General features: G+C 74.4%; 27 protein-coding genes. 12 read left to right on the top strand and 15 right to left on the bottom strand.

The genetic code is table 11. The annotated features are described in order from the left end of the window. Window positions 1-92: 92 nt before the first annotated feature. Window positions 93-743 (bottom strand): TetR/AcrR family transcriptional regulator C-terminal domain-containing protein, encoded by a 651-nt coding sequence (locus tag ACZ6EM_RS25680; RefSeq protein ID WP_401050483.1) that lies wholly within the window; start codon window positions 741-743, stop codon window positions 93-95. An 85-nt stretch (window positions 744-828) separates the two neighbouring features. Here ACZ6EM_RS25680 and ACZ6EM_RS25685 point away from each other — a divergent pair, with 85 nt between their 5' ends. After that, window positions 829-2,232, top strand: a complete 1,404-nt coding sequence (locus ACZ6EM_RS25685; RefSeq protein ID WP_465773361.1) for an FAD-dependent monooxygenase — start codon at window positions 829-831, stop codon at window positions 2,230-2,232. A gap of 140 nt (window positions 2,233-2,372) precedes the next feature. Here ACZ6EM_RS25685 and ACZ6EM_RS25690 read toward each other — a convergent pair whose 3' ends face one another. The 3 genes from ACZ6EM_RS25690 to ACZ6EM_RS25700 all read right to left on the bottom strand — a co-directional run bounded on the left by ACZ6EM_RS25690 (window position 2,373) and on the right by ACZ6EM_RS25700 (window position 3,616). After that, the gene (locus tag ACZ6EM_RS25690) at window positions 2,373-2,558 is read right to left on the bottom strand and encodes a hypothetical protein (RefSeq protein ID WP_465773317.1); all 186 of its coding nucleotides are present in this window, start codon (window positions 2,556-2,558) and stop codon (window positions 2,373-2,375) included. 77 nt (window positions 2,559-2,635) lie between these two features. Continuing rightward, complete coding sequence (locus tag ACZ6EM_RS25695) at window positions 2,636-2,809, bottom strand: CsbD family protein (protein ID WP_359903189.1); 174 nt, start codon at window positions 2,807-2,809, stop codon at window positions 2,636-2,638. Window positions 2,810-2,971: 162 nt separating this feature from the next. Next, the gene (locus tag ACZ6EM_RS25700) at window positions 2,972-3,616 is read right to left on the bottom strand and encodes an SRPBCC family protein (RefSeq protein ID WP_465773318.1); all 645 of its coding nucleotides are present in this window, start codon (window positions 3,614-3,616) and stop codon (window positions 2,972-2,974) included. Window positions 3,617-3,791: 175 nt separating this feature from the next. Here ACZ6EM_RS25700 and ACZ6EM_RS25705 point away from each other — a divergent pair, with 175 nt between their 5' ends. Continuing rightward, the gene (locus ACZ6EM_RS25705) at window positions 3,792-4,454 is read left to right on the top strand and encodes a TetR/AcrR family transcriptional regulator (protein ID WP_465773319.1); all 663 of its coding nucleotides are present in this window, start codon (window positions 3,792-3,794) and stop codon (window positions 4,452-4,454) included. A 262-nt stretch (window positions 4,455-4,716) separates the two neighbouring features. Here the strand turns inward: ACZ6EM_RS25705 and ACZ6EM_RS25710 are convergent, their stop codons facing one another. Continuing rightward, window positions 4,717-4,995: a plasmid stabilization protein gene (locus ACZ6EM_RS25710; protein WP_465773362.1), complete on the bottom strand. Its 279-nt coding sequence runs from the start codon at window positions 4,993-4,995 to the stop codon at window positions 4,717-4,719. A gap of 329 nt (window positions 4,996-5,324) precedes the next feature. On the opposite strand from ACZ6EM_RS25710, the gene ACZ6EM_RS25715 reads away from it, so the two are divergent. Together ACZ6EM_RS25715 and ACZ6EM_RS25720 are read left to right on the top strand one after the other, a co-directional pair. After that, window positions 5,325-6,848, top strand: a complete 1,524-nt coding sequence (locus ACZ6EM_RS25715) for a threonine/serine exporter family protein (protein ID WP_465773320.1) — start codon at window positions 5,325-5,327, stop codon at window positions 6,846-6,848. Window positions 6,849-7,015: 167 nt separating this feature from the next. Beyond that, window positions 7,016-7,171, top strand: a complete 156-nt coding sequence (locus ACZ6EM_RS25720; RefSeq protein WP_401051289.1) for a DUF6131 family protein — start codon at window positions 7,016-7,018, stop codon at window positions 7,169-7,171. Window positions 7,172-7,231: 60 nt separating this feature from the next. On the opposite strand, the gene ACZ6EM_RS25725 is transcribed toward ACZ6EM_RS25720, so the two are convergent. Further along, window positions 7,232-7,585, bottom strand: a complete 354-nt coding sequence (locus ACZ6EM_RS25725; RefSeq protein ID WP_380540904.1) for a hypothetical protein — start codon at window positions 7,583-7,585, stop codon at window positions 7,232-7,234. A gap of 226 nt (window positions 7,586-7,811) precedes the next feature. On the opposite strand from ACZ6EM_RS25725, the gene ACZ6EM_RS25730 reads away from it, so the two are divergent. The 3 genes from ACZ6EM_RS25730 (at window position 7,812) to ctaF (ending at window position 10,750) form a co-directional block, all read left to right on the top strand. Then, complete coding sequence (locus ACZ6EM_RS25730; protein WP_380351512.1) at window positions 7,812-8,453, top strand: L-threonylcarbamoyladenylate synthase; 642 nt, start codon at window positions 7,812-7,814, stop codon at window positions 8,451-8,453. Window positions 8,454-8,630: 177 nt separating this feature from the next. Beyond that, the gene (gene ctaD / locus ACZ6EM_RS25735) at window positions 8,631-10,358 is read left to right on the top strand and encodes an aa3-type cytochrome oxidase subunit I (protein WP_465773321.1); all 1,728 of its coding nucleotides are present in this window, start codon (window positions 8,631-8,633) and stop codon (window positions 10,356-10,358) included. Further along, entirely contained in the window at window positions 10,355-10,750 is a 396-nt protein-coding gene (ctaF, locus tag ACZ6EM_RS25740; protein ID WP_465773322.1) for an aa3-type cytochrome oxidase subunit IV, read from the top strand. The genes ctaD and ctaF overlap by 4 nt, the downstream gene beginning before the upstream one ends. Here the strand turns inward: ctaF and qcrB are convergent. After that, window positions 10,716-12,425, bottom strand: coding sequence for a cytochrome bc1 complex cytochrome b subunit (gene qcrB / locus ACZ6EM_RS25745; RefSeq protein ID WP_452177315.1), 1,710 nt, complete (start codon window positions 12,423-12,425; stop codon window positions 10,716-10,718). The genes ctaF and qcrB overlap by 35 nt on opposite strands. A gap of 329 nt (window positions 12,426-12,754) precedes the next feature. Between qcrB and ACZ6EM_RS25750 the strand changes: the two genes are divergently transcribed. Both ACZ6EM_RS25750 and ACZ6EM_RS25755 read left to right on the top strand, forming a co-directional pair. Further along, a complete protein-coding gene (locus tag ACZ6EM_RS25750) occupies window positions 12,755-13,357 on the top strand; it encodes a hypothetical protein (protein ID WP_465773323.1) in 603 nt (200 codons plus the stop codon). 78 nt (window positions 13,358-13,435) lie between these two features. Continuing rightward, window positions 13,436-13,993, top strand: coding sequence for a GNAT family N-acetyltransferase (locus tag ACZ6EM_RS25755; RefSeq protein WP_401047022.1), 558 nt, complete (start codon window positions 13,436-13,438; stop codon window positions 13,991-13,993). Window positions 13,994-14,043: 50 nt separating this feature from the next. Here ACZ6EM_RS25755 and ACZ6EM_RS25760 read toward each other — a convergent pair whose 3' ends face one another. Continuing rightward, the gene (locus ACZ6EM_RS25760; protein ID WP_401047024.1) at window positions 14,044-15,063 is read right to left on the bottom strand and encodes a S66 peptidase family protein; all 1,020 of its coding nucleotides are present in this window, start codon (window positions 15,061-15,063) and stop codon (window positions 14,044-14,046) included. 208 nt (window positions 15,064-15,271) lie between these two features. Here ACZ6EM_RS25760 and ACZ6EM_RS25765 point away from each other — a divergent pair, with 208 nt between their 5' ends. Next, the gene (locus ACZ6EM_RS25765; RefSeq protein WP_401047026.1) at window positions 15,272-16,465 is read left to right on the top strand and encodes an enoyl-[acyl-carrier-protein] reductase FabV; all 1,194 of its coding nucleotides are present in this window, start codon (window positions 15,272-15,274) and stop codon (window positions 16,463-16,465) included. Here ACZ6EM_RS25765 and ACZ6EM_RS25770 read toward each other — a convergent pair. From ACZ6EM_RS25770 to ACZ6EM_RS25800, 7 genes are all read right to left on the bottom strand, one after another. Then, window positions 16,423-17,067: a hypothetical protein gene (locus ACZ6EM_RS25770; protein WP_465773324.1), complete on the bottom strand. Its 645-nt coding sequence runs from the start codon at window positions 17,065-17,067 to the stop codon at window positions 16,423-16,425. The two genes, ACZ6EM_RS25765 and ACZ6EM_RS25770, sit on opposite strands and share 43 nt — an antisense overlap. A gap of 67 nt (window positions 17,068-17,134) precedes the next feature. After that, window positions 17,135-17,578, bottom strand: coding sequence for a MarR family winged helix-turn-helix transcriptional regulator (locus tag ACZ6EM_RS25775; protein ID WP_380351521.1), 444 nt, complete (start codon window positions 17,576-17,578; stop codon window positions 17,135-17,137). Further along, complete coding sequence (locus ACZ6EM_RS25780) at window positions 17,575-19,437, bottom strand: MFS transporter (protein ID WP_465773325.1); 1,863 nt, start codon at window positions 19,435-19,437, stop codon at window positions 17,575-17,577. Before ACZ6EM_RS25780 ends, ACZ6EM_RS25775 begins: the two co-directional genes overlap by 4 nt. A gap of 175 nt (window positions 19,438-19,612) precedes the next feature. After that, window positions 19,613-20,203: a hypothetical protein gene (locus tag ACZ6EM_RS25785; RefSeq protein ID WP_465773326.1), complete on the bottom strand. Its 591-nt coding sequence runs from the start codon at window positions 20,201-20,203 to the stop codon at window positions 19,613-19,615. Between the two features lie 183 nt (window positions 20,204-20,386). Next, window positions 20,387-21,586 (bottom strand): NAD(P)/FAD-dependent oxidoreductase, encoded by a 1,200-nt coding sequence (locus tag ACZ6EM_RS25790; RefSeq protein WP_465773327.1) that lies wholly within the window; start codon window positions 21,584-21,586, stop codon window positions 20,387-20,389. Beyond that, window positions 21,583-21,780: a ferredoxin gene (locus ACZ6EM_RS25795; protein WP_401047040.1), complete on the bottom strand. Its 198-nt coding sequence runs from the start codon at window positions 21,778-21,780 to the stop codon at window positions 21,583-21,585. Before ACZ6EM_RS25795 ends, ACZ6EM_RS25790 begins: the two co-directional genes overlap by 4 nt. Before the next feature lie 94 nt (window positions 21,781-21,874). Continuing rightward, window positions 21,875-23,074, bottom strand: a complete 1,200-nt coding sequence (locus tag ACZ6EM_RS25800; RefSeq protein WP_465773328.1) for a cytochrome P450 — start codon at window positions 23,072-23,074, stop codon at window positions 21,875-21,877. Between the two features lie 187 nt (window positions 23,075-23,261). Here ACZ6EM_RS25800 and ACZ6EM_RS25805 point away from each other — a divergent pair, with 187 nt between their 5' ends. Further along, on the top strand, window positions 23,262-23,867 hold the full coding sequence (locus tag ACZ6EM_RS25805) for a MarR family winged helix-turn-helix transcriptional regulator (RefSeq protein ID WP_465773329.1): 606 nt from the start codon (window positions 23,262-23,264) through the stop codon (window positions 23,865-23,867). Window positions 23,868-23,898: 31 nt separating this feature from the next. Then, a complete protein-coding gene (locus tag ACZ6EM_RS25810) occupies window positions 23,899-25,359 on the top strand; it encodes a PTS transporter subunit EIIC (protein ID WP_465773330.1) in 1,461 nt (486 codons plus the stop codon). The last annotated feature ends 169 nt before the right edge of the window (window positions 25,360-25,528 follow it).

Genomic DNA, 25,528 nt, shown 5'->3' on the forward strand with positions numbered 1-25,528 from the left:
TGTCGTCTCCCGGTACGGCGCGGTACGGCGCGGTACGGCGCGGTACGGCGCGGTGCGGCAGGCGCCGGTGCGCGACAGCGGGGCCGGAGCCGTCAGCGGAGCAGGGTGGCCTCGACCCCGGCGAGGATCGCCGCCAGGCCCTGTTCGAAGCCCTCGTCGAAGTCCTGGAACATCACCCGGCCCGACGCGGCGGCCAGGGGGTGGGCGGCCAGGCGCTCGGCGCGGGCGTCCACGTCGTAGCCCTCCGCGCCGTCGAAGGGGTTGGGGCCCATCGCCTGCTCCTCGACGACGTAGCCGATGGTGAAGCTGTAGGCGGTCTGCCAGGCCCGGGTGGCGGCCGTCGGGGTGAAGCCGGCCTCGACCAGTACGCGCAGCGAGGCGTCCAGGCCGGCCGCGTAGCTGGTGTCGGTGAACCGGGCGCCGCTGTAGACCTTCGCGCCGTCGCGGTAGCGAAGCAGTTCGGCGCGCAGGGTGCGCATCGTCCTCAGGTAGCTCTCCCGCCAGTCGCTCGCAGGCGGGCCCTCCCCCGCCCGGCCGGTCATGCGGCGCATCATCTCGGTCGCCATCTCGTCGAGCAGCGCCTGCTTGTCCTTGAAGTGCCAGTACAGCGCGGGTGCCTTGACGTCGAGCCGGGTGGCGATGGCGCGCAGCGTCAGGCCGTCCAGGCCGGCCTCGTTCAGCAGGTTCAGCGCGGTGTCGACGACCTGGGCGCGGTCGAGCTTGGGGGTTCTCTGCGGGGTCACGGTTGACAGTTTAACGCCGTTAAGTGCAGGCTGTCGGCAACGGCTGCTTAACAACGTTAAGGAGGTTGCCGTGACGTCTCGCGGCATGCACACGGACGTCCTGGTCGTCGGCGCCGGGCCCACCGGACTCGCCCTGGCGCTGGACCTCGCCCGGCACGGCGTCGCCGCGCTCGTGGTCGAGCGCGGCGCGGAACTCTTCCCCGGCTCGCGCGGCAAGGGTCTCCAGCCGCGCACCCTGGAGGTGTTCGACGACTTCGGCGTGCTCGACCGGGTCCGCGCGGTGGCGGGGCACTACCCGCCCAACCTGATCTGGCAGGACGGCGAACCCCAGGGCGAGCACCGGATGTACGACCCGACCGAGCCCTCCGAGGCCGAGCCGTACACCGAGGCGCTGATGCTGCCCCAGTGGCGCACCCAGCAGGTGCTGTACGGGCGGCTGCGCGAGCTGGGCGGCGAGGTCGCGTTCGGCCGGGAGCTGGTCGGCCTGGCGCAGGACGAGGCGGGCGTGACCGCCGGGTTCGCCGCCGGCGGCCCGGTCCGGGCGCGGTACGTCGTCGCGGCGGACGGCGGGCGCTCGACGGTGCGGCGGCTGCTCGGCATCGGGATGACCGGGGAGACCGTCGACCCGGACCCGATGCTGGTCGCGGACGTCCGGATCGACGGCCTGGGCCGCGAGCACTGGCACGTGTTCCGGTCCGCCGAGGGGCTGCTGGCGATCTGCCCGCTCGGCGGCACCGAGGACTTCCAGCTGGTCGCCCAGTTCCCGGAGGGCACGGCCGTCGACCTCACCCTCGACGGACTGCGCGAGGTGGTCGCGGCCCGCTCCCACCTGACCGCCGAGCAGGTCACCGAACTGCGCTGGATCTCCGAGTTCCGCCCGCGCGCCGCACTCGCGGACCGCTTCCGCGCGGGCCGGGTGTTCCTCGCGGGCGACGCCGGGCACGTCCACTCGCCGGCCGGCGGGCAGGGTCTGAACACCAGCGTCCAGGACGCCTACAACCTGGGCTGGAAGCTGGCCGCGGTGCTGGCCGGACGAGCGGGGGAGGAACTGCTCGACAGCTACCAGGAGGAGCGCCGCAGCAACGCGGCGGCGATGCTGGAGCTGTCCACCCGGGTCCACCGCGGCGAGGAGCGCCGTGGCCGGGCGACCCGGCAACTCGGCCTCGGCTACCGGGAGTCCACGCTCTCGGTGGAGACCCGCCGGAACCTCCCGGCGGACGCGCTGCGGGCCGGCGACCGCGCCCCGGACGGCCGGCGGGGCGCGGTCCGGCTGTTCGACGCCTTCCGCGGGCCGCACTGGACGCTGCTCACCGTCGGCACGGACGCGCCGCTGCCCGCCGTCACCGCCCCAGTGGTCCGCATCCCGGCCTACGCGGCGTACGGCACCGGCGTCTTCCTGGTCCGGCCCGACGGCTTCGTCGGCTGGGCCGGTACGACGGCCGACGGCCTCGGGGAGTACGCGGGCCGGCAGGGGCTGCTCGCCTCCTGAGCGGGCGTCCGGAGCCGTTGGCCGGGCGTCGGTCCGGCCGGGTGTCGGTCGGCCCGGCTTCGGTCCGCCGGTGGGTGACCCCCGCCGCAACGGGAACGGGCGAACCCGTGGTCACCGCAACTGCGGCGCACGGCAGTTGCTCAGTCCGGCGGCTCGTGCGGGTCCGGCTCGTGGGCCGGCGCGGTCGTCTCGGACTCGGCGCCCTGCTGAGGCCTGTTCTCCTCCTCGTGCCCGGACCGCGGCGCGCTTTCGCCGGTCATCCGGGACTCGGGGGTCTCGACCGGGACCGGGGAGTCCCTGGGGACGGGTTCGTGCTGGTCGTTCACGGGATCCGACTCCTCTGCGGGGTGCGGTGGATGAGCGGACACCCGGTGGCCGCCCGGGGCGACCGCCGGGTGCCGGGTCAGTGCCTGCCCGCGTCCTTGACCTTCTCCGCGGCCTGCTTCAGGTCGCTCTTCACCTGCTCGGCCTTGCCCTTGAGCTCGGTCGAGCGGTCGCCGGTGGCCCGCCCGGCGGTCTCCTTGGCCTTGCCGCTCGCCTTCTCCGCCATGTTGTGCAGCTTCTTCTCGGTACCCACAGCGGGTGCCTCCTCTCGTCGACGGGGGCGAAGTCCGCCCCGGGCGGCGTCTGCCCCGGTCGGGAGCTTCCATGCGCGGCCCGGGGACTTCCGTGCGTGGCCGGGGTCTTCCGGGTCCCGATCCCGCGCGGGGAAGCCCGGCGGTTCGCCGGCGCGGCGGTGCTACCGGGCGGCGCCGGCCTCGGCGGCGGCCTTCAGGTCGTGCAGCCAGCCTTCGAGGCCCTGGCGGAGGATGTCGGTGGCGGCGGGGACGTTGGCGTCGACCTGGGGGCCGGTGTGGGTCTCCTCGGTGCGCACCAGGACGCCGCCGGGCACCTCGGTGACGTTCCACACGTGCACGCCGTCGATCCGCAGGCCGGTCGCGACCGCCGGGCCGGTCCAGCGGATGCAGGAGCCGGGCCGCAGCTGCCGGACGGTGGAGGTGATCTCCAGGACGGGGTCGGTCGAGGCGGGGTTCGGGGGCAGCGGGGTGGTCCAGTGGAACACCGAACCCGGGCGCAGCGGGCCGCCGTCGAGGCGCTCGGCGCTCTGCACCGGGGCCTGCCAGTCGGGCCAGTGCTCCACGTCGGTCTGGAGCCGCCAGACGGTCCGCAGCGGCGCGTGGATCACGGTCCCGGTCCGGTAGCGGACCCGGGCGTCGGGGTCGACGCCCGCCCCGCGGCAGGTGAGCGAGGAGCCGGGGCGGTGGGCGGTGGCGGCCCCGGCCGGTGCGGCGACGGCGCCGAGCAGGCCGAGGGCGAGCGGGACGGTCAGCAGGGCGCTGCGGATGCCGGTGGTGCGGGTGCCGGTGCTGCGGGTGGCGGACATGGAACTCCCCATTCACTGGTCGGCCGTCGGGAACGGCACGGTCGCCGCGTGCTAGATGCTCACGCCTTCGTTAGAAGTTGTAACTCCCCGAGCCCTGAGAGGTCAACAGGTTCCGTGATACCTTCTAACGGAAGCGTGAGCATGTAGTCGGTCGACTCGGGGAGCGGGGCGAAGCATGGCCGGGACGGGTACGGACACCCCGCGCGAGCGCTACCGGGCCCAGGTGCGCGAGGAGATCAAGGCGCACGCCTGGGACCAGATCGCCACGGCCGGCGCCTCGGCGCTCTCCGTCAACGCGATCGCCAAGCGGATGGGCCTGAGCGGCCCGGCGCTCTACCGCTACTTCGCCGGCCGCGACGAGCTGATCACCGAACTCGTCCGGGACGCGTACCGCAGCCTCGCCGACACCCTCGGTGCGGCCGCCGCCGACGGCGCCGACCTGGCCGGGCTCGCCCACGTCCTGCGCGAGTGGGCGCTGGCCGACCCCCAGCGGTACTTCCTGATCTACGGCACCCCCGTGCCCGGCTACCGCGCACCGGAGGACACCACCGCCATCGCCGACGAGGTGATGCGGACGCTGGTCGACGCGTGCGCGGCGCTCGCCCCGGCCGGGTCGGAGACCCCGCAGGCACCGTTCGCCACCCACCTGCTGGGCCACCGGGGCTGGGCGGGCGATCAGCCGGCCCCGCCCGAGGTGCTGCACCGCTTCCTGGCCTTCTGGACCCGCCTGCACGGCGTGCTGTCGCTGGAGCTCGCCGGGCACTTCACCGGTATGGGCTTCCGGTCCGCACTGCTCTTCGAGGCCGAGCTGGAAGGCCTGCTGGCACCGCACTTCTGACCGCCCGCGGTTCCGCCCCGACCGGCATCGGCGGTACCGCGCCGAGGTCTCGGGCCTGCCCGGCGTGCGGCTGGGAAAGCGGTGGCGCGTCGGGGTCCGGAAGTGGCTCCGGCGGAGGGAACGGCGGGATCGGCGGCGGCGCGGGATCGGGCTCGCCCGGCCGAGGCGCGGGGTCGGGGCCGGGGCCGGGGGTCGGCCGGGTGTCCGGATCCGGGGGCATCGGGACGGTCATCGGGGCACCTCCTGGGGTGGCGCGCGCCGCTCAGCGGCCGAGCGCGTGCGCCAGCCGGCTCTTGTTCATCGTGGAGCGGCCCTTGATGCCGCGCTGCCTGGCCTCGTTGTACGGCTGGTCGTAGGTCGGGCCCCGGGCGCCCCGGTGCGAGCGCTGTCCGCCGCGCCGGCCGGAGGACATGTCGTGGGTCGAACTCCGGCCGGCGGTCCTCGACTCGCCGTGCCTGGCGCGCTCCTTGTTCACCGTCCGGGCGGCGATCTCCTCGGCCCGCTTCTCGCTCTCACTCCGGTCGAGCGCCCTGTCCTCGATGTGCTCGTACTGGCGCTCCCGCTCGGGGCTGGATCCTCGGGGCCTGGTCGGAGCCTCCGTTCCTCGCTCGGGGTCGTCGCGCCGCCGCGTGTACCCGCGAACGCCGCCGCGAATCCGCCGGTCGGGGCGGTGCGCGGGCCCGTCCGGGAGCCCGGCGGCCGGTCGGCCCCGCCCCCGAGGTCGGCACGCGCGGGGCGACGGGGCGTGTACGGCGGGTCGTGCTCCGGTCCGTACGGGTGTGCCGGGTGTGGCGCGTTCGCCGCAGCGTCACTCCGGGTAGTTGAACGGCTGCACGTTGTTGACGGAGGGGGTGGGGTCAGGGAGTCGCGATGACGGAACACGAGCAGCTCGGCGCGCCCGCCGGCCCGGAAGGGCGGCCCACCCGGCCCGAACGGGTGCCGCCGCAGACCCCCGCGCCCGGACGGCGCGAGACGAGCGCCCGGTCCGGACCGGACGGCGACGGCACCGCGGCCCCCTGGCCCGACATGATGCTGCCGCTGCTGCGCACCCCGACGGCCGATCGGCAGCCAGGGCCGGAGGGGGCCGGCGCGGAGCCGCCGGCGGGTGTCGAACCGGCGCAGGTGCTGGACCTCGCGCTGCTGGTCGGCGAGCTGCTGCTGGCCAGCGGCGAGGCCGCGGAGGACGTCGAGGCGGCCATGCTCGCGGTTGCGCACGCCTACCGGCTCCAGCCGTGCGACCCGCAGGTCACCTTCACCCGGGTGGCGATCTCGTACCAGCCCGGCCCGTCGGAGCCCTCGCTGACGGCCGAGTGCTCGGTCCGCCGCCCGGCGGTCGACTACGCGCGGCTGGCGGCCGTGTTCCGGCTGGTCATCGAGATCACCGTGGGCGGGATGGCCGTCCGGGAGGCGCACGGCCGGCTGGTGGCGGCCCGCCGGCACAGCCGCCGCTACTCGGGCCGGCTGTTCGTGCTCTGCTGCGGGGGGATGGCCGGGGCCGCCACCCTGCTGATCGGCGGCCGGGCCGACGCCCGGGCCTGGCTGGTGTTCGCCAGCGCCGTCGTCGCCGCGCTGGCGGGCGAGCGGCTCTCGGCGCTGGTGGCGCGCCACGACCTCCCGGCCTTCTACCAGTTCGTGGTGGCGGCGGTGCCCGCCGCCGTGATCGGCATCCTGCTGTCGTTCAACGGGCTGCACCTGCGTGGATCGGTGGTGATCACCGGGGGGCTGTACGCGGTGCTGCCGGGGTGGCCCATGGTGGCGGCGGCCCAGGACGGCCTGGCGGGTTTCTACCTCACCGCCGCCGCCCGGCTGCTCGAAGCGCTGTACCTGATGGCCGGGGTGGTGATCGGGGTGATGACGGTGCTCTACGTCGGCGTCAACAACGGCGCCGACCTGGCCGCCCAGGACGTCCCGACCGGGGCGGTGAACCCGCCGTTGCAGCTCGCCGCCGCGGTGCTCCTGACCCTGGCGTTCGCGGTGCTGCTGAACACCGAGCCGGGCACCCTGCCGGCGGTTCTGCTGAACAGCGCGGCCGGCTGGACCACGTACGGGGTGCTGGTGAACGCGGGCGGCGAGCCGATCCTGGCCACCGGCCTGGCGGCGGGGCTGGTGGGACTGTCCGGCCAGCTCATGGCGCGCTGCCGGGGCAGCTCGGCGCTGCCGCACATCACCGCCGCGCTGGGGCCGCTGCTGCCCGGCTCGGTGCTGTACTTCGGGATGCTCGCCTTCGTGCGGGGCGAGCCCGAGGTCGGGCTGAGCGGCATCGGGCGGGCCGGCGCGATGGCGATGGCCCTCGCCATCGGCGTCAACCTGGGCCGCGAGCTGGCCCGGCTCTTCCTGCCCGCGCCCCGGATGGCCGCGCCGCCCCGTCGCCGGCGCGGCCGCCACCGGCGCTGAGAGGGAATGACGGGCCGGTTGTTTGCCCGGGCGGCGGCGCGGTACACGCGTGGGGTGTGGAGCCGGGCCGGGCGGGACCGGCCCGCTCCCCGGGGAAGGCCCAGGCCGGTTCGAGCCGGCGCGAGGCCGTCCCCGCCGTCGGCCATCCGTCAACCTTGGAGACCCTCGTGATAGTCCTCGGTGTCATCCTGCTCATCGTCGGCTTCGTCACCGGCATCTCGATCCTGTGGACCATCGGCATCGTGCTGGTCGCGATCGGTCTGGTCCTGTTGGTCGCCGGGGCACTCGGGCACGCTGTCGGCGGCCGCCGGCACTACTACTGACCCGGGCTGACCCCTGCTCAGTGCCGTGCGCCGGCCGCCCGACGCACCGGACCGCCCCGCTCAGGGGCGGTCCTCGTGCAGTCCGCAGAGCCAGGCCAGGGCCCGGTGGACGCCGAGTACGTAGCTGTGGTCCGACCCCTGGGCGCGGACCCGGTGGAGGTGGACGGCGGCGGCCTGGCACTCGGCCAGCAGCTGGGCGTGGCACGGACCGGTGGCGCCGGCCGTCGCGGCGGCCGTGGCCGCGGCGGTGACCGGGGCCGCGACCTGGGCGCCGGCGGCCCACCGGTAGGCGCCGAGCACGCCGTGCTCGAAGCCGGTCCAGGGCCGCGGGTGCCGGTTGACCTTGTCGATCGCGGCGAACACCTCGTCCAGCGGGCGCACTCCCACGCCCGGGACGGTCTCGTCACTGGTCATGTCCGCAACCTACGTCCGCCCGCCACGGCCCGCCCCCGGGGACCACGGCCCGCTACGGCGCCGCAGCCCCGCGCCACCCGAGCGGCGGAGGCGACCGCCCGGCCGGACCCGGGCCCGGCCGGGCGGCGGGGCCGGGACGGGTAGGCTGACCAGGACGTGTCCGGTCGGAGAGGTGGCCGGGCCGGAGGAACGGTGCGGGCCGGCGGCCCGCTGGTGGAGACCCCTGATGACTCGTCGTTTTGACTGCTCGAACCCGTCCGAGCGCGCGGCCGGGCTGCGCGAGGCCGTGGCCGCGGTGCGCCGCGGTGAGCTGGTCGTGCTGCCCACGGACACCGTGTACGGCGTGGGCGCCGACGCCTTCGCGCCGGAGGCGGTCGACCGCCTGCTGCGGGCCAAGGGCCGGGGCCGGAACATGCCCTCGCCGGTGCTGGTCGGCTCCCCGGAGGCGCTGGACGGGCTGGTCGAGGTGACGGAGCGCGCCCGGCAGCTGGTCAAGGAGTTCTGGCCGGGCGGGCTGACCGTGGTCGCCCGCCACCTGGAGTCGGTCGAGCTGGACCTCGGCGAGACCAACGGGACGGTCGCGGTGCGGATGCCCGCGCACCCGGTCGCCATCGAACTGCTCAACGCCACCGGGCCGTTGGCCGTCTCCAGCGCGAACCTGACCGGGCACGACTCGCCGCAGGACTGTGACGCCGCCCAGGGCATGCTCGGCGACTCGGTGGCCGTCTACCTCGACGGGGGCCCGACCGCGGCCGCCGTGCCCTCCTCGATCGTGGACGTCACCGGCGAGGTGCCGGTCCTGCTGCGGGCGGGCGCGCTCGGCGCCGAGCGGCTGCGCGAGGTGGTCCCCGACCTGCGGGAGCGCTGAGCCCGAAGCCCCGGACGGCGCCGCGCCCGGTCGAAGGGCCGTACCGCGTGGCGCCCCGGCGGCCGGGGCCGCCGCCGCTAGGGTCGGCGATGGCGTGCGAGGGCGGGCCCTCCGCCGGGACGGGGAGGGGGTCGGCGCCGCGACCGGGGGCGTCACCGGCTCCGCTGCGGAGGTTCCATGAGCGCTTCGTCCACTGCGCCGCCCCGGGCGCAGGACCGCACCCGGGCGCGGGTCCGGCAGGGCAGCACGCTGCTGCGCTGGCTGTTCACCACGGACCACAAGGTCATCGGGAACCTCTACCTGGCGACGGCCTTCGGCTTCTTCCTGGTCGGAGGCGTGCTCGCGCTGCTGATGCGGGCCCAGCTGATGGGGCCGGACACCGGGCTGCTGTCGAACGAGCGGTACAACCAGCTGTTCACCATGCACGGCACGATCATGCTGCTGCTGTTCGCCACCCCGACCTTCGCCGGGTTCGCCAACGCGATCATGCCGCTGCAGATCGGCTCGCCGGACGTCGCCTTCCCCCGGCTGAACGCCTTCACCTACTGGGCCTTCCTGCTGGGCGGGCTGATGGTACTGAGCGGCTTCCTCACCACCGGGGGCGCGCCCTCGTTCGGCTGGTTCGCGTACGCGCCGCTGAACGGGCCGCTGTTCTCGCCCGGGGCGGGCGGGGACCTGTGGGCGCTCGGCCTGGTGGTGGCGGGCCTCGGCACCATCCTCGGGTCGGTCAACTTCATCACCACCATCACCTGCCTGCGGGCGCCGGGCATGACGCTGTTCCGGATGCCGATCTTCACCTGGAACGTGCTGTTCACCTCCGTCATGGTGCTGCTGGCCTTCCCGGTGCTGACCGCCGCACTGCTCTGCCTGGAGGCGGACCGCAAGTTCGGCGCGCACGCCTTCGACGCGGCGAACGGCGGGGCGCTGCTGTGGCAGCACCTGTTCTGGTTCTTCGGCCACCCGGAGGTGTACATCGTCGCGGTGCCGTTCTTCGGCATCATCAGCGAGATCATCCCGGTGTTCAGCCGCAAGCCGCTGTTCGGCTACTACGGCATGATCGGCGCGACCATCGCCATCACCGCACTGTCCATGTCGGTGTGGGCCCACCACATGTTCGCCACCGGCCAGGTGCTGCTGCCGTTCTTCTCGATGATGTCCTTCCTGATCGCGGTGCCCACCGGGGTGAAGTTCTTCAACTGGGTCGGGACGATGTGGAACGGCTCGCTGTCCTTCGAGACCCCGATGCTCTGGTCGATCGGCTTCCTGGTGACCTTCCTGTTCGGCGGGCTGAGCGGGGTGCTGCTGGCCGCGCCGCCGATCGACTTCCACGTCACCGACAGCTACTTCGTGGTGGCCCACCTGCACTACGTACTGTTCGGGACGGTCGTCTTCGCCACCTTCGGGGGCTTCTACTTCTGGTGGCCGAAGCTCACCGGGAAGATGCTCGACGAGCGGCTGGGCAAGGTCCACTTCTGGATGCTGTTCACGGGGTTCCAGACCACCTTCCTGGTGATGCACTGGCTCGGCGCCCAGGGGATGCCGCGCCGCTACGCGAGCTACCTGGCGGTGGACGACTTCACGGCCCTGAACGTCTGCGCCTCGATCGGCTCGTTCCTGCTCGGGATCTCCAACCTGCCGTTCTTCTCCAACGTCTGGCGGACCACCAGGTACGGCGAGAAGGTCGCCGAGGACGATCCGTGGGGCTGGGGCCGGTCGCTGGAGTGGGCCACCTCCTGCCCGCCGCCGTCGCACAACTTCCACGCGCTGCCCCGGATCCGCTCCGAGTCGCCGGCCTTCGACCTGCACCATCCTGAGGTGCCGTCGGAGGAGCCGTCGAGCGGCAACGCCGGTGTGCCGCACGGCCGTTCAGGTGGGCCGGGGAGCGGACGAGGGAGCGGGCGGTGAAGGCGGAGGGATGGCTGTTCGCCGTCATGACGGCGTTCTTCGCGGTGACCGGGCTGGTCTACGGCTTCTGGGCCCGGGAGCCGGCCGGCAAGGCGATCCTGGCAGTGGCGTTCATGATGTCCGGCCTGGTCGCGCTGTTCTGGTTCGTCCAGCACCGGCGGCTGGGCGGCGGCCGGGCGCAGGACCGCAAGGAGGCCGAGATCGCCGAGGCCGCCGGGCCGGTGGGGTTCTTCCCGGCCCGCAGCGGCTGTCCGGTCCTCGCGGCGGTCGGTGTGACGGTCTTCGCCCTGGGACTGGTCTTCGCCCGGTGGCTGATCGTGGTCGGCGCCCTGGTGCTCGGGTTCGCCGTCGCCGGCTTCATCTTCCAGTACCGCGACCACGACGCGGGCTGAACCGGCGCAGCAGCCGCCGGAGCGGGCCGCCCGGGGCGGGTTCGAGCGCCCGGAGGGCCGGGGCGGCGGGGTGGGCCGGGGCGGTGAGGACGGCCGCCGTCCGCTCCGACTCCCGCTCGGTGGAGGGGAGTTCGACCCGGTCGCGGTGGAACCAGGAGCTCGCCGCGGCCCGTACCCGCTCGTGCCGCGGCGCCCCTTGTAGGGCCGTGACCGGATCCGCCGCGGAGCGCGCCAGCAGCACGTACCGCTCGGCCTCGGGGACCGGGCGGCGGTGGCCGGAGAAACCGCCGTCGTGCGACTGGTCGATCCGGCCGGTCTCGTCGCCGTCCAGCAGCCGGGAGCGGTCCCGGGCCTGCAGGGCCAGGCAGAGGCGCCGGGTGAGCACGAAGACCACCGGCGGCAGCACCACCAGGGCCGTCCGCAGCACCACGGTGAGCGCGTTCACGGAGAGCTCGAAGGCGTACGCGATGACGTCGTTGCCGCCGGCGATCAGCAGCACCGCGTAGACGGTGATCCCGGCGGTGCCCAGCGCGGTGCGGGTGGGCCGGTTGCGCGGGCGGTCGCACAGGTGGTGCTCGCCGGTCCCGGGGTCGAGCCACCGTTCGACGAAGGGATAGGCGTACAGCGCCGCGAACAGCAGACCGGGCACCACCAGGGCGGGCAGGAACACGTTCCACGACACGGTGTGCCCGAGCAGCCTGGTCTCGGTGGCCGGCATCAGGCGCAGCGCCCCCTCGATGAAGCCGATGTACCAGTCCGGCTGCGCGCCCGTGCCGACCACGTCGGGGCGGTAGGAGCCGTACCGCCAGATCGGGTTGACCTCGGCGAGGAAGGCCGACAGCGCCATCACGCCGCCCACCGCGAACATCAGGCCCACCGTGCGGGTGAGGAACTGGGGGAAGAACGGCATCCCCACCACGTTGCGGTTGGTGCGGCCGGGGGCGGCCCAGTGGGTGTGCTTCAGCACCACCACCAGCGTCAGGTGCGCCCCGAGCAGGGCCAGCAGCAGGCCCGGGACCAGGAGGACGTGCACGGTGAACAGCCGGGGGATGACCTCGTGACCGGGGAACTCGCCGCCGAAGGCGAACAGGGTGAGGTAGCTGCCGACCAGCGGCACCGACAGCAGGACGCCCTCGGCGATCCGCAGGCCGGTGCCGGAGAGGGTGTCGTCCGGCAGCGAGTAGCCGGAGAACCCCTCCAGCAGCGCGAGGTTGAACAGCGTCACCCCGATCACCCAGTTGAGCTCGCGCGGGCGGCGGAACGCCCCGGTGAAGAACACCCGCAGCAGGTGCACACCGATCGCGGAGGCGAACAGCAGCGCCGACCAGTGGTGGATCTGACGGATCATCAACCCGCCCCGCACCTCGAAGCTGATCCGCAGGGTGGACGCGTACGCCTCGGACACCCGGACGCCGTCGAGCGGCAGGTAGGCACCCCGGTAGACGACCTCGTTCATGCTCGGCTGGAAGAAGAACGTCAGGTAGACGCCGGTCAGCAGCAGCACCACGAAGCTGTACAGCGCGAGTTCGCCGAGCAGGAAGGACCAGTGGTCCGGGAAGACCTTGCGCAGCAGCTCCCGGCCCGCCTCCGTGACCGGCAGCCGTGCGTCCAGGCGGGTCGCGACGCGCTCGCCGGCGGACGGCTCGCGCCCGTTCGAAGCCCTGGTTTCGTCCACGGCAGGAACCTAGTGGGCCGCGCGGCGCACGGGGCGGCCGAGCGTCGCGGATGTCGCGGTGGGCGGAGGCAGAGCACTCCAACGGCGGAACGGGCATCGGGTGCCCGGGCGTCCGCATCGAACGAGCCTCCGGTGGCGGTGGCGGTGGCGGTGGCGGTGGCGGTGGCGGCGGTCCCGGGCGGGCCGGCGACCCTGCCCGGCGCCTGCCCGGCGCACCGCGGCGCGGCCGGCGGGCACGGAATCCGCACAACACGCTTGCGCTGCCGGGCGGTTCGACCGGTGCGGCCGCGGAGGTGGCGCGGGTCGGCCGCCCGGGGCATGATCACGGGATGACGACGATCAGGACCCGGCGGGGGCGCCTCGGCATACCGGCACTGGCGGCGCTCGCCGTGCTGGCGGCGGGGTGCGGGACGAAGCATGTGGACACCGCCCAGGACACCGGCGCCGCCACGCCGACGACGGCCGCGCCCACCGCCGCGCCCACGGCCCAGGGCGGGCCGGTCGACTTCCCCTGCCCCGGCGAGACCCCGACCCCGACCCCGACACCCACCCGTACGGGGAGCCCCACCGCCGCGCCCGCGCCACCGCTCGACCACTACGCCGAGAACCACGGCTTCAAGGCGCCCCTCCAACTGCGCGGCCGGAGCCGCTGCGACGGACTGGCGGCCGTCCAGCGCGTCAAGGAGGCGCTCGAACCGCTGCGCACGGCCAACGACTACACCCCGGAGAGCGCCCGCCTCCGGCTCACCGGCCTCGGCTACCCGGCGGACAAGGTGCGGGTGCAGGGCATCGGGCGGACCACGGTCGGCTTCACCGTCGAGGCCACCGGGATGTGCCTGACCGGGACGATGATCCCCGACTCCACCAGGGCGGAGGCGTTCGCCGGCTACCCGGACGGCCGCGGCTGCGAGGAACCCCGGGGCGGACACTGACGCCCACCGGGCGCGCACCGCACGGCAGTTGACGCCGGGTGGTTGCGGCGAACCGTGCGGGAAAGGATCATGGCCGGCATGGTGCGACCGAGGAACGTCGTCGACTGCGGGTCCTTCGCGCTGCGGCGCTGGCAGGGACAACGGGACTTCGCGGCGGCCTTCACGCTGATCGAGGAGTCCCTAGCGCACCTGCGGCCCTGGGAGCCGTGGGTGGCCCGGCACGACGAGGAGCACACCCGCGCCCTGCTCACCCGGTGCGACACCTGGTGGGCGAGCGGCGAGGTGTACACCTACGCGATCACCGAGGACGGCGCCCCGGTCGGCATGTGCCAGGCCGTCCGCGCGGACGGGCCCGGCAGCCGGCGCGTCGGCTACTGGCTGCACCCGGCCGCCACCGGCCGGGGCCTCGCCACCCGGGCGGTGGCGGCCCTGGCCGAGGAGATGTTCGCCCTGCCGGAGGTGGACCACCTGGAGATCGTGCACGACCGGGCCAACACCGCCAGTGCCGCCGTCCCGCGCCGCCTGGGCTTCACCGAACTCCGGCGGGAGCCGGCCGCGCTGCCGCTGGCCCCGGCCGGCAGCGGGACCGCCGTGGTCTGGCGGCTGAACCGCCCCCAGGACGCCACCGGAGCGTGAGTCGGCGCTCGGGGGGTGCTGCCCGGGGCCGGCTCACCGAGCCGCGGTGCTCAGCCGACCGGCCCCGTCGTCGCGTGCGGCGCTACCGCCGGTTCGAGCAGCGACAGCGTCCGCTGCTGTGCGTCGAGGCCGACACGGATGCCGACCGGCATCGGCAGATTCGGGCCGGCATGCCCGAAATCGACGTTGCCCAGGACCGGGATGTCACGGTCCCCGAGGACGTCGAGGACGATCTCGCGCAGCGTCGGGGACGCGCCGGGTTCGAGTCCGCCGATCTCGCGCGGAACGCCCACGACCATGCCGGCGATCCGATCGAGGATGCCGCTGTGTCGCAGCACCTGCAGATAGCTCCACACGTACGACGCCAGGCCGCCCATCTCCTCCCAGAACAGCACCGCACCGTCGAACCGTTCGAGCGGCAGCGCGAAAGGCGTCGCCTGCGCCAGCACGATGCGATTGATCAGCCCGCCGATCAGCCGCCCTTCGGCGCGACCGGGACGCCAGCACTCCCACGACGGGCTCGCGGGCAGCGCACCGATCGCCTCGGTGCCGGTCAGCAACCCGGAGTAGAGCTTCTCGAGTTCCGCCCGGCGCGCCGCGGACACGGACTGCCAGTGGCCGCCGAAGCCCGGGACGGCCATGTCGGCGTGGAACCCGACCAGCCCCGTGCGCGCGTGGAGCACCAGATGCAGCAGCGAGATGTCGCTGTAGCCGAGGATCGGCTTGGGGTCGGCCCTGACCGCCTCGACGTCGATCAGGTCGAGGTAGCCGAGCGCCGTCTGGCCGCCGTCACTCGCGACGATCGCGCGCACCTCGGGATCACGCAGAAGACCGTTGAGCTCCCCGGCGATCTCCGCCGGCGTGGCCGCGCTCCACCAACGGCGGCGTCCCGCTTCGAGGAGCGGAGCCCGACGCACGCGGAATCCCATCCGTTCGAGCACGACCACCGTCCGCTCGACGTTGGGCTCGTAAGCGGCCGGCAGGGGACCGGACAGCGATGCGATGACCACGAGATCTCCGGGCCCCAGGGCACGCGGTCGAAGCAGTTGCGGCAGTGCGGAACCAGTCATGGCGGCAGTGTCTCCGGTGCCACGGGCAGGTGCACGCGATTTTGCCGAGCTTCTAGCCGAAGCGGGGCACCGCCGCAAGGACGACCTCCGACAAGTGGAGGCCGCATCTTCCGTGACGGCATGGCAAAGGCGGCGCCCCCCGGCGCGGATAGGCTCCGGACGACCGACACCTTGATCACGATCTCCGGATCGGAGAGGGCGCCAGCACGTGAGCATCCAGCAGATCACCCCCAAGCAGCGGGGCTACCTGATCGTCAACTCCCACCCGGCCGGCAGCGCGGCGACCGTCGACCGCCAGTGGCAGCGCATCGCGCCCGCGGCACCGACCGGCCGGTCCCCGGTCGCCCTGGTCCTCGGTGCCAGCGCCGGATACGGCCAGGCGCTGCTGCTCGCCGGGCTGCGCCGCCAGGGCATCCGCGGCATCGGCGTCGGCTACGAGGCCGCCGCCACCGAGCGGCGCACCGCCACCGCCGGCTGGTACCGCACCGCCGCGACCTCGGCCCTGGCCGAGCGGAGCGGGGGAGACTTCACCTTCGTCAACGCCGACGCCTACGCGGACGCCACCCGCGCCGAGGTGCTCAAGCTCCTCGCCGAGCGCTACGGCCCGGTCGACTACCTCGTCTACTCGCTCGCCTCGCCCCGGCGGACCGACCCGGCCACCGGCGAGGTCCACCACTCGGTGATCAAGCCCCTCGGCTCGCCGTACACCTCGCCGTCCCTGCTCTTCGAGGACGGCGCCCCGCGGATCGGCACCGTCGAGCTCACCCCGGCCGACGAGGCCGAGCGGGCGGCGACCGTCAAGGTGATGGGCGGCGAGGACTGGCGGCTGTGGGTGCGGGCGCTGGCCGACGAGGACCTGCTCGGCCCCGGCTTCACCACCGTGGCCCTGTCCTACGTCGGCTCCGAGATCACCGCGCCGGTCTACCGGCAGGGCACGATCGGCGCCGCCAAGGAGCACCTGGAGACCACCGCCCGTCAGCTGCAGACCGAACTGCTCGCCGACCGCGGCCGGGCGTTCACCGTCGTCGCCGGTGCGGCCGTCACCCAGGCGTCCACCGCCATCCCCTCCATCGCCCTCTACACCTCGCTGCTGCGCGTCGTCCTCGGCGAGGACGGCTGGCGCACCACCGACGACCAGGCCGTGGACCTGTGGGAGCAGCTGACCGGCGCGAAGGAGCTCACCCTGGACGGGCAGGGCCGCATCCGCCTGGACGGCTGGGAGCTCGACCCCGCCGTGCAGGACCGGGTGCGGGAGCTGTGGGCCGACCCGGCGGGCGCGCTGGCCGCCCAGCCGGACGGCGCCGCCTGGTTCTACAACCAGTTCCGCCAGCTGTACGGCTGGGACGTCCCCGGCGTCGACTACACCACCGGCGTCGAGACCTCGGTGCCCTGGCCCGAGTGACCCGACGGTGCGTCCACGGCGGCCCTGATGTGCTCCGGCAGCTGCCCGTAGGCGACGGGTTCGCCGCACAGCCGCCGTACGGAGGCCAGCCCCAGGCCGGCCTGCCCGGTGGCCTCCACGAGGGCGCGGGGCGCGACGTAGAAGTCCCACTGGCCGATGTCCAGCGGGTCGTAGTCGTCGTGGGTGCGCGCGGTGTGGAGGGCGAAGACGTAGACGTCGGCGTTGTAGGACTGCTCCGCCGCGTCTCCGTCCTCGGGCGACCAGGTGCGGCCGCGCAGCCGGGAGAAGCGGATCTCCGACAGCCGGCGCTGACCCCAGGCCTGGAGGTAGGCGCTCGTCTTCACCTCGATCCTGAGCCCGTCCGGCGCCAGGACGTCGAAGCTCTCCCACTCCGCGTTGCGCCGGACCGCGCCCACCGCCCGGTGGACCAGGAACTCGGCCAACAGGCCCCGGGTGGTGTTCGTCCGGAGGTCGGGGATCGCGTAGCGCCAGAACTCCAGCACCGTCCCGGCGTCCGCCCCCCGGAAGGCCTCGCCGCCCTGGAACGGTGTCGGCTCGGGCGGGGTGTGCCAGTCGGCGGGCGCGGCGGGGTCGGAAGTCATCGCGCCAGCCTGCCACCCGCCGGGCCGGGGGTGCTTGCCCGGGCCGGGGCGTGTCGGCGGCGGTGGATCAGCCGGGTTCCTCCAGGAGCAGTTCCAGCAGCGGCAGTGCCGCCTCCAGCGCACGGCACTGTTCGGGCGTGAGCCGGGAGCTGCGCCGGGCCAGCAGGGCGGTGCGCTCGCGGCGGATCCGGGAGAGGGTCTCCAGCCCGAGCGGGGTGGGGGCGAGCAGCTGGGAGCGTCCGTCCTGCGGGTCGGGGCTCTTGGCGACCAGGCCGTCGGCGACCAGCGGGGCGACGGTGCGGACCATGGACGGGACCGCCACGCCCTCGCGGGCGGCGAGTTCGCCGAGCCGCAGCGGACCGTGCTGCTCCACCCGGGCCAGGGCGGAGAGCTGGGCGGCGGTGAGGTCCTGGTCCCCGGAGGCACGGACCAGCTGGCGGTTGAGCCGGCCTATCGCCAGGCGGAGCCGGACCACGGACTCGGCGGAGAGCCCGTCACCGTCGGCGCTCACGGTCCGTGCTCCTTCGTCGGCGCCTGCGGAGCGGTGTCCGGTGGCTCCGCCGCCGCTCGCGGCCCGGCGGCCGTCGCCCTGCAGGCCGTCGCCCCGGCGGCGGGAGCCGGGGAAGCAGTCGTTGCGGAAGCAGGCGCCGCGGAAGCGGGCCGGGGCCGCCCGCGGACCAGCGAGGCGGCCGCGGCGACCAGCGACATCGCGATCGCCAGCCAGAACACCACCACCAGTCCGTCGTGGAAGGGCCCCGAGATCAGCTGCGGGAAGAACTCCCGGCCGGTCAGCGTCCGGACGTTGTCCGGCGGCAGCTGGCCGAGCACGTGCGGGCCCAGGAGCTGCTGGATCGGGTTGTAGCCGAGGAAGGCCGCGAACAGGGTGCCCACCGGCGGCAGCGACGCGATGCTGCGGGCGTCGGCGGCGGGCACGCCCTGGGCGGTCAGTCCGGCGGTGAGGGTGTGCGGCAGCGAACCGGCCAGACCGGCCACCATCAGGGAGAAGAAGACGCCGATCGACAGCACCATGCCGGCGTTCTGGAAGGTGGCCCGCATGCCGGAGGCGGCGCCGCGGGCCGCGGCCGGCACGCTCGACATGATCAGCGAGGTGTTGGGGGCGGCGAACAGTCCTCCGCCCAGGCCGTTGAGGAACACCAGCAGGGCGAACCACGGGTAGCCGAAGTCGGTGGGCAGCAGGAGCAGCCCGGCGAAGGAGAACGCCATCACCACCAGCCCGCCGGCGGCGAAGAGCCGGGCCCCGGCGCGGTCCGACAGGTAGCCGGCGATCGGTCCGGCGGCCAGAAAGCCGACGGTCAGCGGGACGAGGTAGATGCCGGCCCACAGCGGGGTGTCGGCGTAGTCGTAGCCGTGCAGCGGCAGCCAGATGCCCTGGAGCCAGATGATCAGCATGAACTGCAGCCCGCCGCGGGCGATCGAGCCCAGCAGGGTGGCCGCGTTGCCGCCCGTGAAGATCGGGTCGCGGAAGAGCGAGAGCGGGAACATCGGCTCGGCGGTCCGGGACTCGACCAGGCAGAAGACGGCCAGCAGCGCCACCCCGCCGAACAGCCCGGCCAGCACCCAGGGGCTGGTCCAGCCCATGGTGTGGCCGCCGTACGGCTGGATGCCGTAGGTGATGGCGGCGAGCAGGGCGGTCAGGCCGACGGCGAAGGTGACGTTGCCCCACCAGTCGATCCGGGCGGGCCTGCGCACGCCGGTGTCGCGCAGCGACCGGTAGGCCCAGACCGTGCCGAGCAGGCCGATCGGCACATTGACCCAGAAGATCGAGCGCCAGTTCCACTCGGCCAGCAGCCCGCCGAGGACCAGGCCGATGAAGGATCCGGCGATGCCCGCGACGATGTTGACGCCGAGCGCGGTGCCGCGCCGGTCGGCCGGGAAGGCGTCGGTGATGATCGCGGCCGAGTTGGCCATCAGCATGGAGCCGCCGACCGCCTGCACCACCCGCCAGCCGATCAGCCAGAGCGCGCCCGCCCCGCCGTGCAGCGGATCGAGGGAGAGCGCCACCGAGGTGAGGGTGAAGATCAGGAAACCGGCGTTGTAGATCCGCACCCGGCCGTGGATGTCGCCCAGCCTGCCGAGGGTGACCACCAGGACGGCGGTGACCAGCATGTAGCCCATCAGCATCCACAGCAGGTAGCTGACGTTGCCCGGCCGGAGCGGGTCCAGACCGATGCCGTTGAAGATCGCGGGCAGCGAGATCAGCACGATCGACGCGTTGATGGTGGCGATCAGGGTGCCGAGCGTGGTGTTGGACAGGGCCACCCACTTGTACCGGGTGTGATCCGGTTCCACGGCGGTACGGGCCGGGCGCGGCCGCCCGGTCCTGCCGCCGCCGGAGAGTCGTGTCGCCACCGCTGCCTCCTGCCGGCCGACCGGGCCGGGGCCGGCCGGCGGGTCGGAGTGGGAATTCGATAGCTTCCGCCAACTAACGATAGTCCGAGGGCTGTTCGATCGGTAGACCGCCGGCGGCGGAGCGGCGGGAGAGCGGTACGGCGGGAGGCAGGTGGGCGCGCGCGGCCGCCGCCCGTCAGCCCGCCGCCGTCCCGGACGGCTGCCGCCGGCCGCGGACCCGGTCCAGCAGCAGGACGAGGAGTACGGCCAGCAGGGCCGCAGCCAGTGCGTACACCGGCAGCCAGAGCGTGGTGGTGGCGGACAGGCAGTCGGCGACGGCGTGCCGGGCCTGCTGGTCCTGTGCGGTGGCCAGCGCGGCGCCGTCCCCGGCGGCGAGGTCGCCGAGGGCGGCCTGCGCCTGCAGCCGCGCGTAGTCGCCCAGGTGGGGGCAGTCGCGGCGGGTGCCGGGCATCGGGAACAGCCAGGACCAGCGCTGCATCGCGGGGGCCAGGGCGAGCGCCACGGTCAGGCCGATGACCAGCGCGTAGGCGGCCAGGCTCCGGGCGTAGCCGGCTCCCGCGTCCGTCGCACGGGCCGGCGGGCGGGTGGAGGAGAGGACCACCGCGAGGAGGGTCAGCCCGAGGTAGGTGGAGAACCACTGCCACGAGCCGGAGGAGAGCGAGAAGGCGAGCACGGCGGCCAGCGCGGTGCCCAGGACACCGGCCCGGGGGCTCACCGCGAGGGTCGGAGCGGGCCCCGGGCCGGCTCGGCGGCTGCGGTCGTCCATGCGCTTGCTCCCCTGGCCGGATGCGGGCCACCAGTCTCCGGGGGCGGCCGCTCCGGGGCCCCGCACCATGCCGGTCCGCCCGCCGCCTCGCCCGGTTGGCGGGCGGCAGCGGCCGGCGGACCGTACCCGGGCCCGTGCCCAGGGCGGAACGTCCCCGTGTCCAGGGACGGCCCGGACCGGGGCTCAGGCCGGCTCGGGCGGCCACGGGCCGTGCGCCGCCACCTGGGCGCGCAGCCCGCGCAGCGCCTTGGCGGAGGCGATCCCGACCGCGCCGGTGACCAGGCCGTCGCGGACGCAGACGGCGGCGAAGCGGTGCTCCTCCAGGCTGCCGTCGACGACCTCGAACCGTTCGGCGCCGCCGGGCCGGCCGAACACCTGCACCCGCAGTCCGTACTGGTCGGTCCACAGGTACGGGACCGGCCGGTAGGCCTGCCGGACGCCGTCCGGTCCGGCCAGCAGGTTCCGGGCCGCGTGCATGGCCTGCTCGGTGGCGTTGGTGCGCTGTTCGAGGCGCCGGTGGCGGCCGGTGCGCGGGTCGGGCCAGGAGGCGGCGTCCCCGGCCGCCCAGACGCCGGGGCCGGCGGCGCAGTAGGCGTCGCAGACCACGCCGTCGTCCAGCGGGACGCCGCTGCCGGCCAGCCACTCGGTGGCGGGCTCGGAGCCGACGGCCATCAGCACGGCGTCGGCGGCCAGTTCGGTGCCGTCGGCCAGCCGGACGCCGGCGGCCCGGCCGCGCCGTTCGAGCAGCCCGGTGGCCACGCCCCGGTGGAGCCGCACCCCGTGCTCGCGGTGCAGGCCGGCCAGTAGCGCGGCCGTCTCGGTGCCCAGGACGGCGGCGAGCGGCGTGGCGGTGGAGGCCAGCCAGGTCACCTCGGCGCCGAGCCCGACGGCGGTGGCCGCCGCCTCGGCGCCGAGCAGTCCGCCGCCGACCACCAACAGCCTTGTGCCCGGCCGCAGTTCCTCGCGCAGGGCGAGGGCGTCGGCGAGGGTGCGCAGCACGTGCGCCCCGGGCCGCGGTGCGTCGGCGCCGGGCAGCCGGCGCGGGCGGACGCCGGTGGCCACGACGACGGCCTCGCAGCGCACCCGCCGGCCGTCGGAGAGCCGCACGGTGCGCTCCCGGCGGTCCAGCCGCTCGGCCCGGACCCCGAGGCGCAGGTCGAGCCGGAGCCCGTCCAGCGCCTCGGGGCCGCGCAGGGCCAGGCGGTCGGGCTGCCACTGCCCGCCGAGCAGGTGCTTGGACAGCGGCGGCCGGTCGTACGGCGGCTCCGGCTCGGCGCCGATCAGGGTGAGCCGGCCGTCGTAGCCGGACCTGCGCAGCGCCTCGGCGGCGTGCAGCCCGGCCGCGCCGGCGCCGACCACGGCCACCTCCCGCAGTGCGGTCACACCTGCTCCAGGTGGATCGCCGCGGCCGGGCAGACGGCGGCGGCGTCCTGGACGGCCCGGTGGAGCTCGGCGGGCGGTTGGGCGTCGAGCAGGACGACGATGCCGTCCTCGTCGCGCTGGTCGAAGACGTCGGGGGCGGCGAGCACGCAGTGCCCGGCGCCGCAGCACTTCTCCTGGTCGATCCGGACGAGCATGGTCTTCCTTTCGGAGCGGGTGCCCCGGGGAGGTGAACTCCGCGTAGGGGCAGGTGGGTCGACGGGGTCGTGGGGGCTCCCGGGGGAGCCCGGGTCACCAGGCGATCGGCAGCTCGTGGACGCCGTAGACGAGCATCTCGCCGCGGAAGCGGACCTCCTCGAACGGTACGGCCAGACGCAGTTCGGGCAGTCTGCGCAGGATGGTGGCCAGCGCGATCTGCAACTCCAGGCGGGCGAGCGGCTGTCCGAGGCACTGGTGGCTGCCGAAGCCGAAGGCCAGGTGGCGGCGGGCGTCGCGGGTCAGGTCGAGCTCGTCGCCGCCGGGGAACTCCCGCTCGTCCCGGTTGGCGGTGTTGACCATGCAGATGACGCCCTCGCCCGCCGCGATCCGCACGTCGGCCAGGTCGACGTCCTCGGTGGCGACCCGGGTCACGCCGGAGTGCACGATGGTCAGGTAGCGCAGCAGCTCCTCGACCGCGCCGGGCACGGACTCGGGGTGCTCGCGCAGGTGGTCGAGCTGGTCGGGGTTGCGCAGCAGGGCGAGCACGGAGAGCGCGGTCATGTTCGCCGTGGTCTCGTGTCCGGCGATCAGCAGCAGCCGGCCCATGTCGCCGATCTGCTGGGTGCTCAGCTCGCCGCGCTCCACCAGGCGGCTGAGGATGCCGTCGTCGGGGTGGGTGCGCTTGGTCTCGGTGAGCCCGACCAGGTAGTCGACCAGCTGGGCCTGGGCGTCGGCGACGTCCTCGGCGCTGGAGTCGCGGCGCAGCAGGACGCGGCTGCACTCCTGGAAGAAGTCGTGGTCCTGGTAGGGGACGCCGAGCAGCAGGCAGATGACCAGGGACGGCAGCGGCAGGGCGAACTCGTGGACGAGGTCGGCGCCGGAGCGTCCGTCGGTCATCCGGTCCAGCAGCTCGTCGGCGATCCGCTGGATCTCCGGGCGCAGCGCCTCGACCTTCTTGATCATGAACTCGCCGGTCAGCATCCGGCGGAAGTGGGTGTGCTCCGGGGCGTCCATCCGGATGATGGTCGGCCGTCCGGTGTTCAGCTGCCGGGCGCCCGCGCTGATGAACGGGTAGCCGGGCCGGGTGGAGTCGGAGCTGAACCGGGCGTCGGAGAGGACCGCCTTGACGTCCTCGTGGCGGGTGACCAGCCAGCTGGTGGAGCCGTCCCACAGGGTGACGCGGCCGACCGGCTCCTCCTGCCGGGCCTGGTCGTAGGCGGGCGGCGGGGCGAACGGGCAGGTGCCGCGGGCGGCGGGGTGGGTGAACCGCGGGGTCTTCTCGGTGGTGGCCATCAGTGAATCCCCTTCCGGGAGTTGAGCCGGGCCATATTTACGTGCCGAAAGCAACTAACTGAACGTCACGGTAGCTCGCGTTCCGTGGTGGCGGAAGGGCGTGCCGGGCGCCGGCCGAATCTGTCCGAAATCCGGCCACGGTTCCCCGCCCCGGCCGCCGCCCGAACCGGATCGCTACAGTTCCCCCATGTCGGACGAAGAAGACGCCGAAGACGATCGGACCACCGCCCGCGGGCCACAGAGCCCGGACGGCCTGGACGGCCTGGAGGACGTCCTGGCCACCCTGGCCTACCTGCTGACACGGTCACAGGAACACGAGCGCCGCACCGCCAAGGCCGGCATCACCGCCGCCCGCTCGGACGTCTACCTGCTGCGCGCGCTCGCCGAGCGCGCGGAGGCCAGCCGGGTGAGCGACCTGGCCGACCGCCTGATGGTCAAACCCTCCCACGTCACCCGCCAGATCGACCGCCTCCAGGGCCAGCAGCTGGTGGAACGCAGCCAGGACGCCCAGGACCGGCGGGCCCGCCAGGTGGCCATCACCCCCGGCGGGCGGGACGTGCTGGACCGTCTGAAACAGGCCAACATCATCGGGCTCGCCGACGCGCTGGACGGCGTCCCCGAGGCGGACGTCGTCACCACCGCCACCGTGCTGCGCCACCTCATCGACCGGTACGTGCACCGGGTGCGCACCACCGGAGCCGCCGACGACCCGCTCCCGGACCGGACGGACGGCGCCGCCGGCGCACCGGCTCCGGCCACGGGGTCCAGAACCGCCGCGTACCAAGGCGGTTGAGCCGGGGGAGCACCCGGGTACGTCACCCGGCATGTCGGACGAGAAGAACCGCGCCGTGGCCGAGGCGATCCTCCCGCTGGTCGGTGGCGCCGCCAACATCCGCTCGGTCGCCCACTGCATGACCCGGCTGCGGCTGGGCCTGGCGGACCGCGCCCTGGTCGACACCGAGGCGCTCCGGGCGCTGCCGGAGGTCCTGGGCACGGTCGAGGACGACACCTACCAGATCGTGCTCGGGCCCGCCGCCGTCGCCGGGGTCACCGCGCGGCTGCGCCTGCTCCTGGAGCCCCCCGGCCCGCAGGACGGGGCGGCCGGGCCGGCGGCCGCCCCCACCGCCGAGGACCTCGCCCGGCGCGGCGAGCGCATCCGGGCCCAGGCCCGGGTGCGCAACGCGACCCCGGTGAAACGGGCGCTGCGCCGGATCGCCGACATCTTCGTCCCGCTGATCCCCGCCCTGATCGGATGCGGGATCGTCGCCGGTCTCGCCGGGGCCCTCGCCAACCTCGGCTGGGCACCGGCACTGGTCACCGCCCTGGGCCCGGTCTCCTCCGGGTTCATGTCCCTGATCGCCGTCTTCGTCGGCTACAACACGGCGAAGGAGTTCGGCGGCACACCCGTGCTCGGCGGAGCCGTGGCCAGCGTGATCGTCTACGCGGGGGTCACCAAGGTGGAGGCCTTCGGCCACCACCTCACCCCCGGACAGGGCGGCGTGGTGGGCGCGCTCGGCGCCGCGCTGCTGGCCGTCCACCTGGAACGCTGGACCCGCCGGCTGGTGCCCGCCGCCCTGGACGTGCTGGTCACCCCCACCGTCACCGTGCTGCTCGGCGGGCTGGCCGCACTCTTCGGCCTGATGTTCGTCGCCGGGGAGATCTCCACCGCCATCGGCCACGCCGCCACCTGGCTGCTCGCCCACGGCGGCCTGCTCGCCGGACTCGTGCTCGGCGGCCTCTTCCTGCCGCTGGTCATGCTCGGCCTGCACCAGGCGCTGATCCCGATCCACACCACCCTGATCCAGCAGCAGGGCTCCACCGTCCTGCTGCCGATCCTCGCCATGGCCGGCGCCGGGCAGGTCGGCTGTGCCGTGGCCGTCTACCTGAGGCTGCGCCACAACGCCTCGATCCGGGCCACCATCAGGTCCGCCCTCCCGGCAGGCCTGCTCGGCGTCGGCGAACCCCTGGTCTACGGCGTCACCCTGCCGCTGGGGCGCCCCTTCATCACCGCCTGCATCGGCGGCGCGGCCGGCGGCGCCTTCGTCGGAGTGGCCGGCCAACTCGGCAGCACGGTGGGCTCCACCGCCATCGGCCCCTCCGGCTGGGCCCTCTTCCCCCTGCTGGCCGGCCCGCACGGACTCCTCGCGGGCGCCGCCGTCTACGGCGGCGGACTGCTCACCGGCTACCTCGCGGGCTTCCTGGCCACCTACTTCTTCGGCTTCACCCGCGAAACCCTCGCCGAGTACGACGCCCCGGCCACCGAGCCGGACCGGACGACGGAGTAGCCCGGTCCGCCCTGCTCCCGACGAGCCCCGGAACGGCGCGCGCCCGCCGGGACGCATCCCGACGGGCCCGCGCCGGGCGGTCGGACCGAGGCCGTGTCACGCGCCCCGAGCAGGACCTGCGACCGCACGGTGCCGGCGGAGTTCAGGAAGACGGAGACACCCCCGGCAC

Source organism: Kitasatospora sp. NPDC041917 (assembly GCF_055589745.1).

Bases quoted from the DNA above. Each gene is read 5' to 3' on its own strand.
- ACZ6EM_RS25785 (WP_465773326.1), bottom strand. From the start codon at position 20,203: ATGGACGACCGCAGCCGCCGAGCCGGCCCGGGGCCCGCTCCGACCCTC.
- ctaD (WP_465773321.1), top strand. From the start codon at position 8,631: ATGAGCGCTTCGTCCACTGCGCCGCCCCGGGCGCAGGACCGCACCCGG.
- ACZ6EM_RS25805 (WP_465773329.1), top strand. From the start codon at position 23,262: ATGTCGGACGAAGAAGACGCCGAAGACGATCGGACCACCGCCCGCGGG.
- ACZ6EM_RS25795 (WP_401047040.1), bottom strand. From the start codon at position 21,780: ATGCTCGTCCGGATCGACCAGGAGAAGTGCTGCGGCGCCGGGCACTGC.
- ACZ6EM_RS25715 (WP_465773320.1), top strand. From the start codon at position 5,325: ATGACGGAACACGAGCAGCTCGGCGCGCCCGCCGGCCCGGAAGGGCGG.
- ACZ6EM_RS25760 (WP_401047024.1), bottom strand. From the start codon at position 15,063: ATGACTGGTTCCGCACTGCCGCAACTGCTTCGACCGCGTGCCCTGGGG.
- ACZ6EM_RS25725 (WP_380540904.1), bottom strand. From the start codon at position 7,585: ATGACCAGTGACGAGACCGTCCCGGGCGTGGGAGTGCGCCCGCTGGAC.
- ACZ6EM_RS25700 (WP_465773318.1), bottom strand. From the start codon at position 3,616: ATGTCCGCCACCCGCAGCACCGGCACCCGCACCACCGGCATCCGCAGC.
- ACZ6EM_RS25750 (WP_465773323.1), top strand. From the start codon at position 12,755: ATGACGACGATCAGGACCCGGCGGGGGCGCCTCGGCATACCGGCACTG.
- ACZ6EM_RS25810 (WP_465773330.1), top strand. From the start codon at position 23,899: ATGTCGGACGAGAAGAACCGCGCCGTGGCCGAGGCGATCCTCCCGCTG.
- ACZ6EM_RS25730 (WP_380351512.1), top strand. From the start codon at position 7,812: ATGACTCGTCGTTTTGACTGCTCGAACCCGTCCGAGCGCGCGGCCGGG.
- ACZ6EM_RS25800 (WP_465773328.1), bottom strand. From the start codon at position 23,074: ATGGCCACCACCGAGAAGACCCCGCGGTTCACCCACCCCGCCGCCCGC.
- ACZ6EM_RS25705 (WP_465773319.1), top strand. From the start codon at position 3,792: ATGGCCGGGACGGGTACGGACACCCCGCGCGAGCGCTACCGGGCCCAG.
- ACZ6EM_RS25755 (WP_401047022.1), top strand. From the start codon at position 13,436: ATGGTGCGACCGAGGAACGTCGTCGACTGCGGGTCCTTCGCGCTGCGG.
- ACZ6EM_RS25770 (WP_465773324.1), bottom strand. From the start codon at position 17,067: ATGACTTCCGACCCCGCCGCGCCCGCCGACTGGCACACCCCGCCCGAG.
- ACZ6EM_RS25685 (WP_465773361.1), top strand. From the start codon at position 829: ATGCACACGGACGTCCTGGTCGTCGGCGCCGGGCCCACCGGACTCGCC.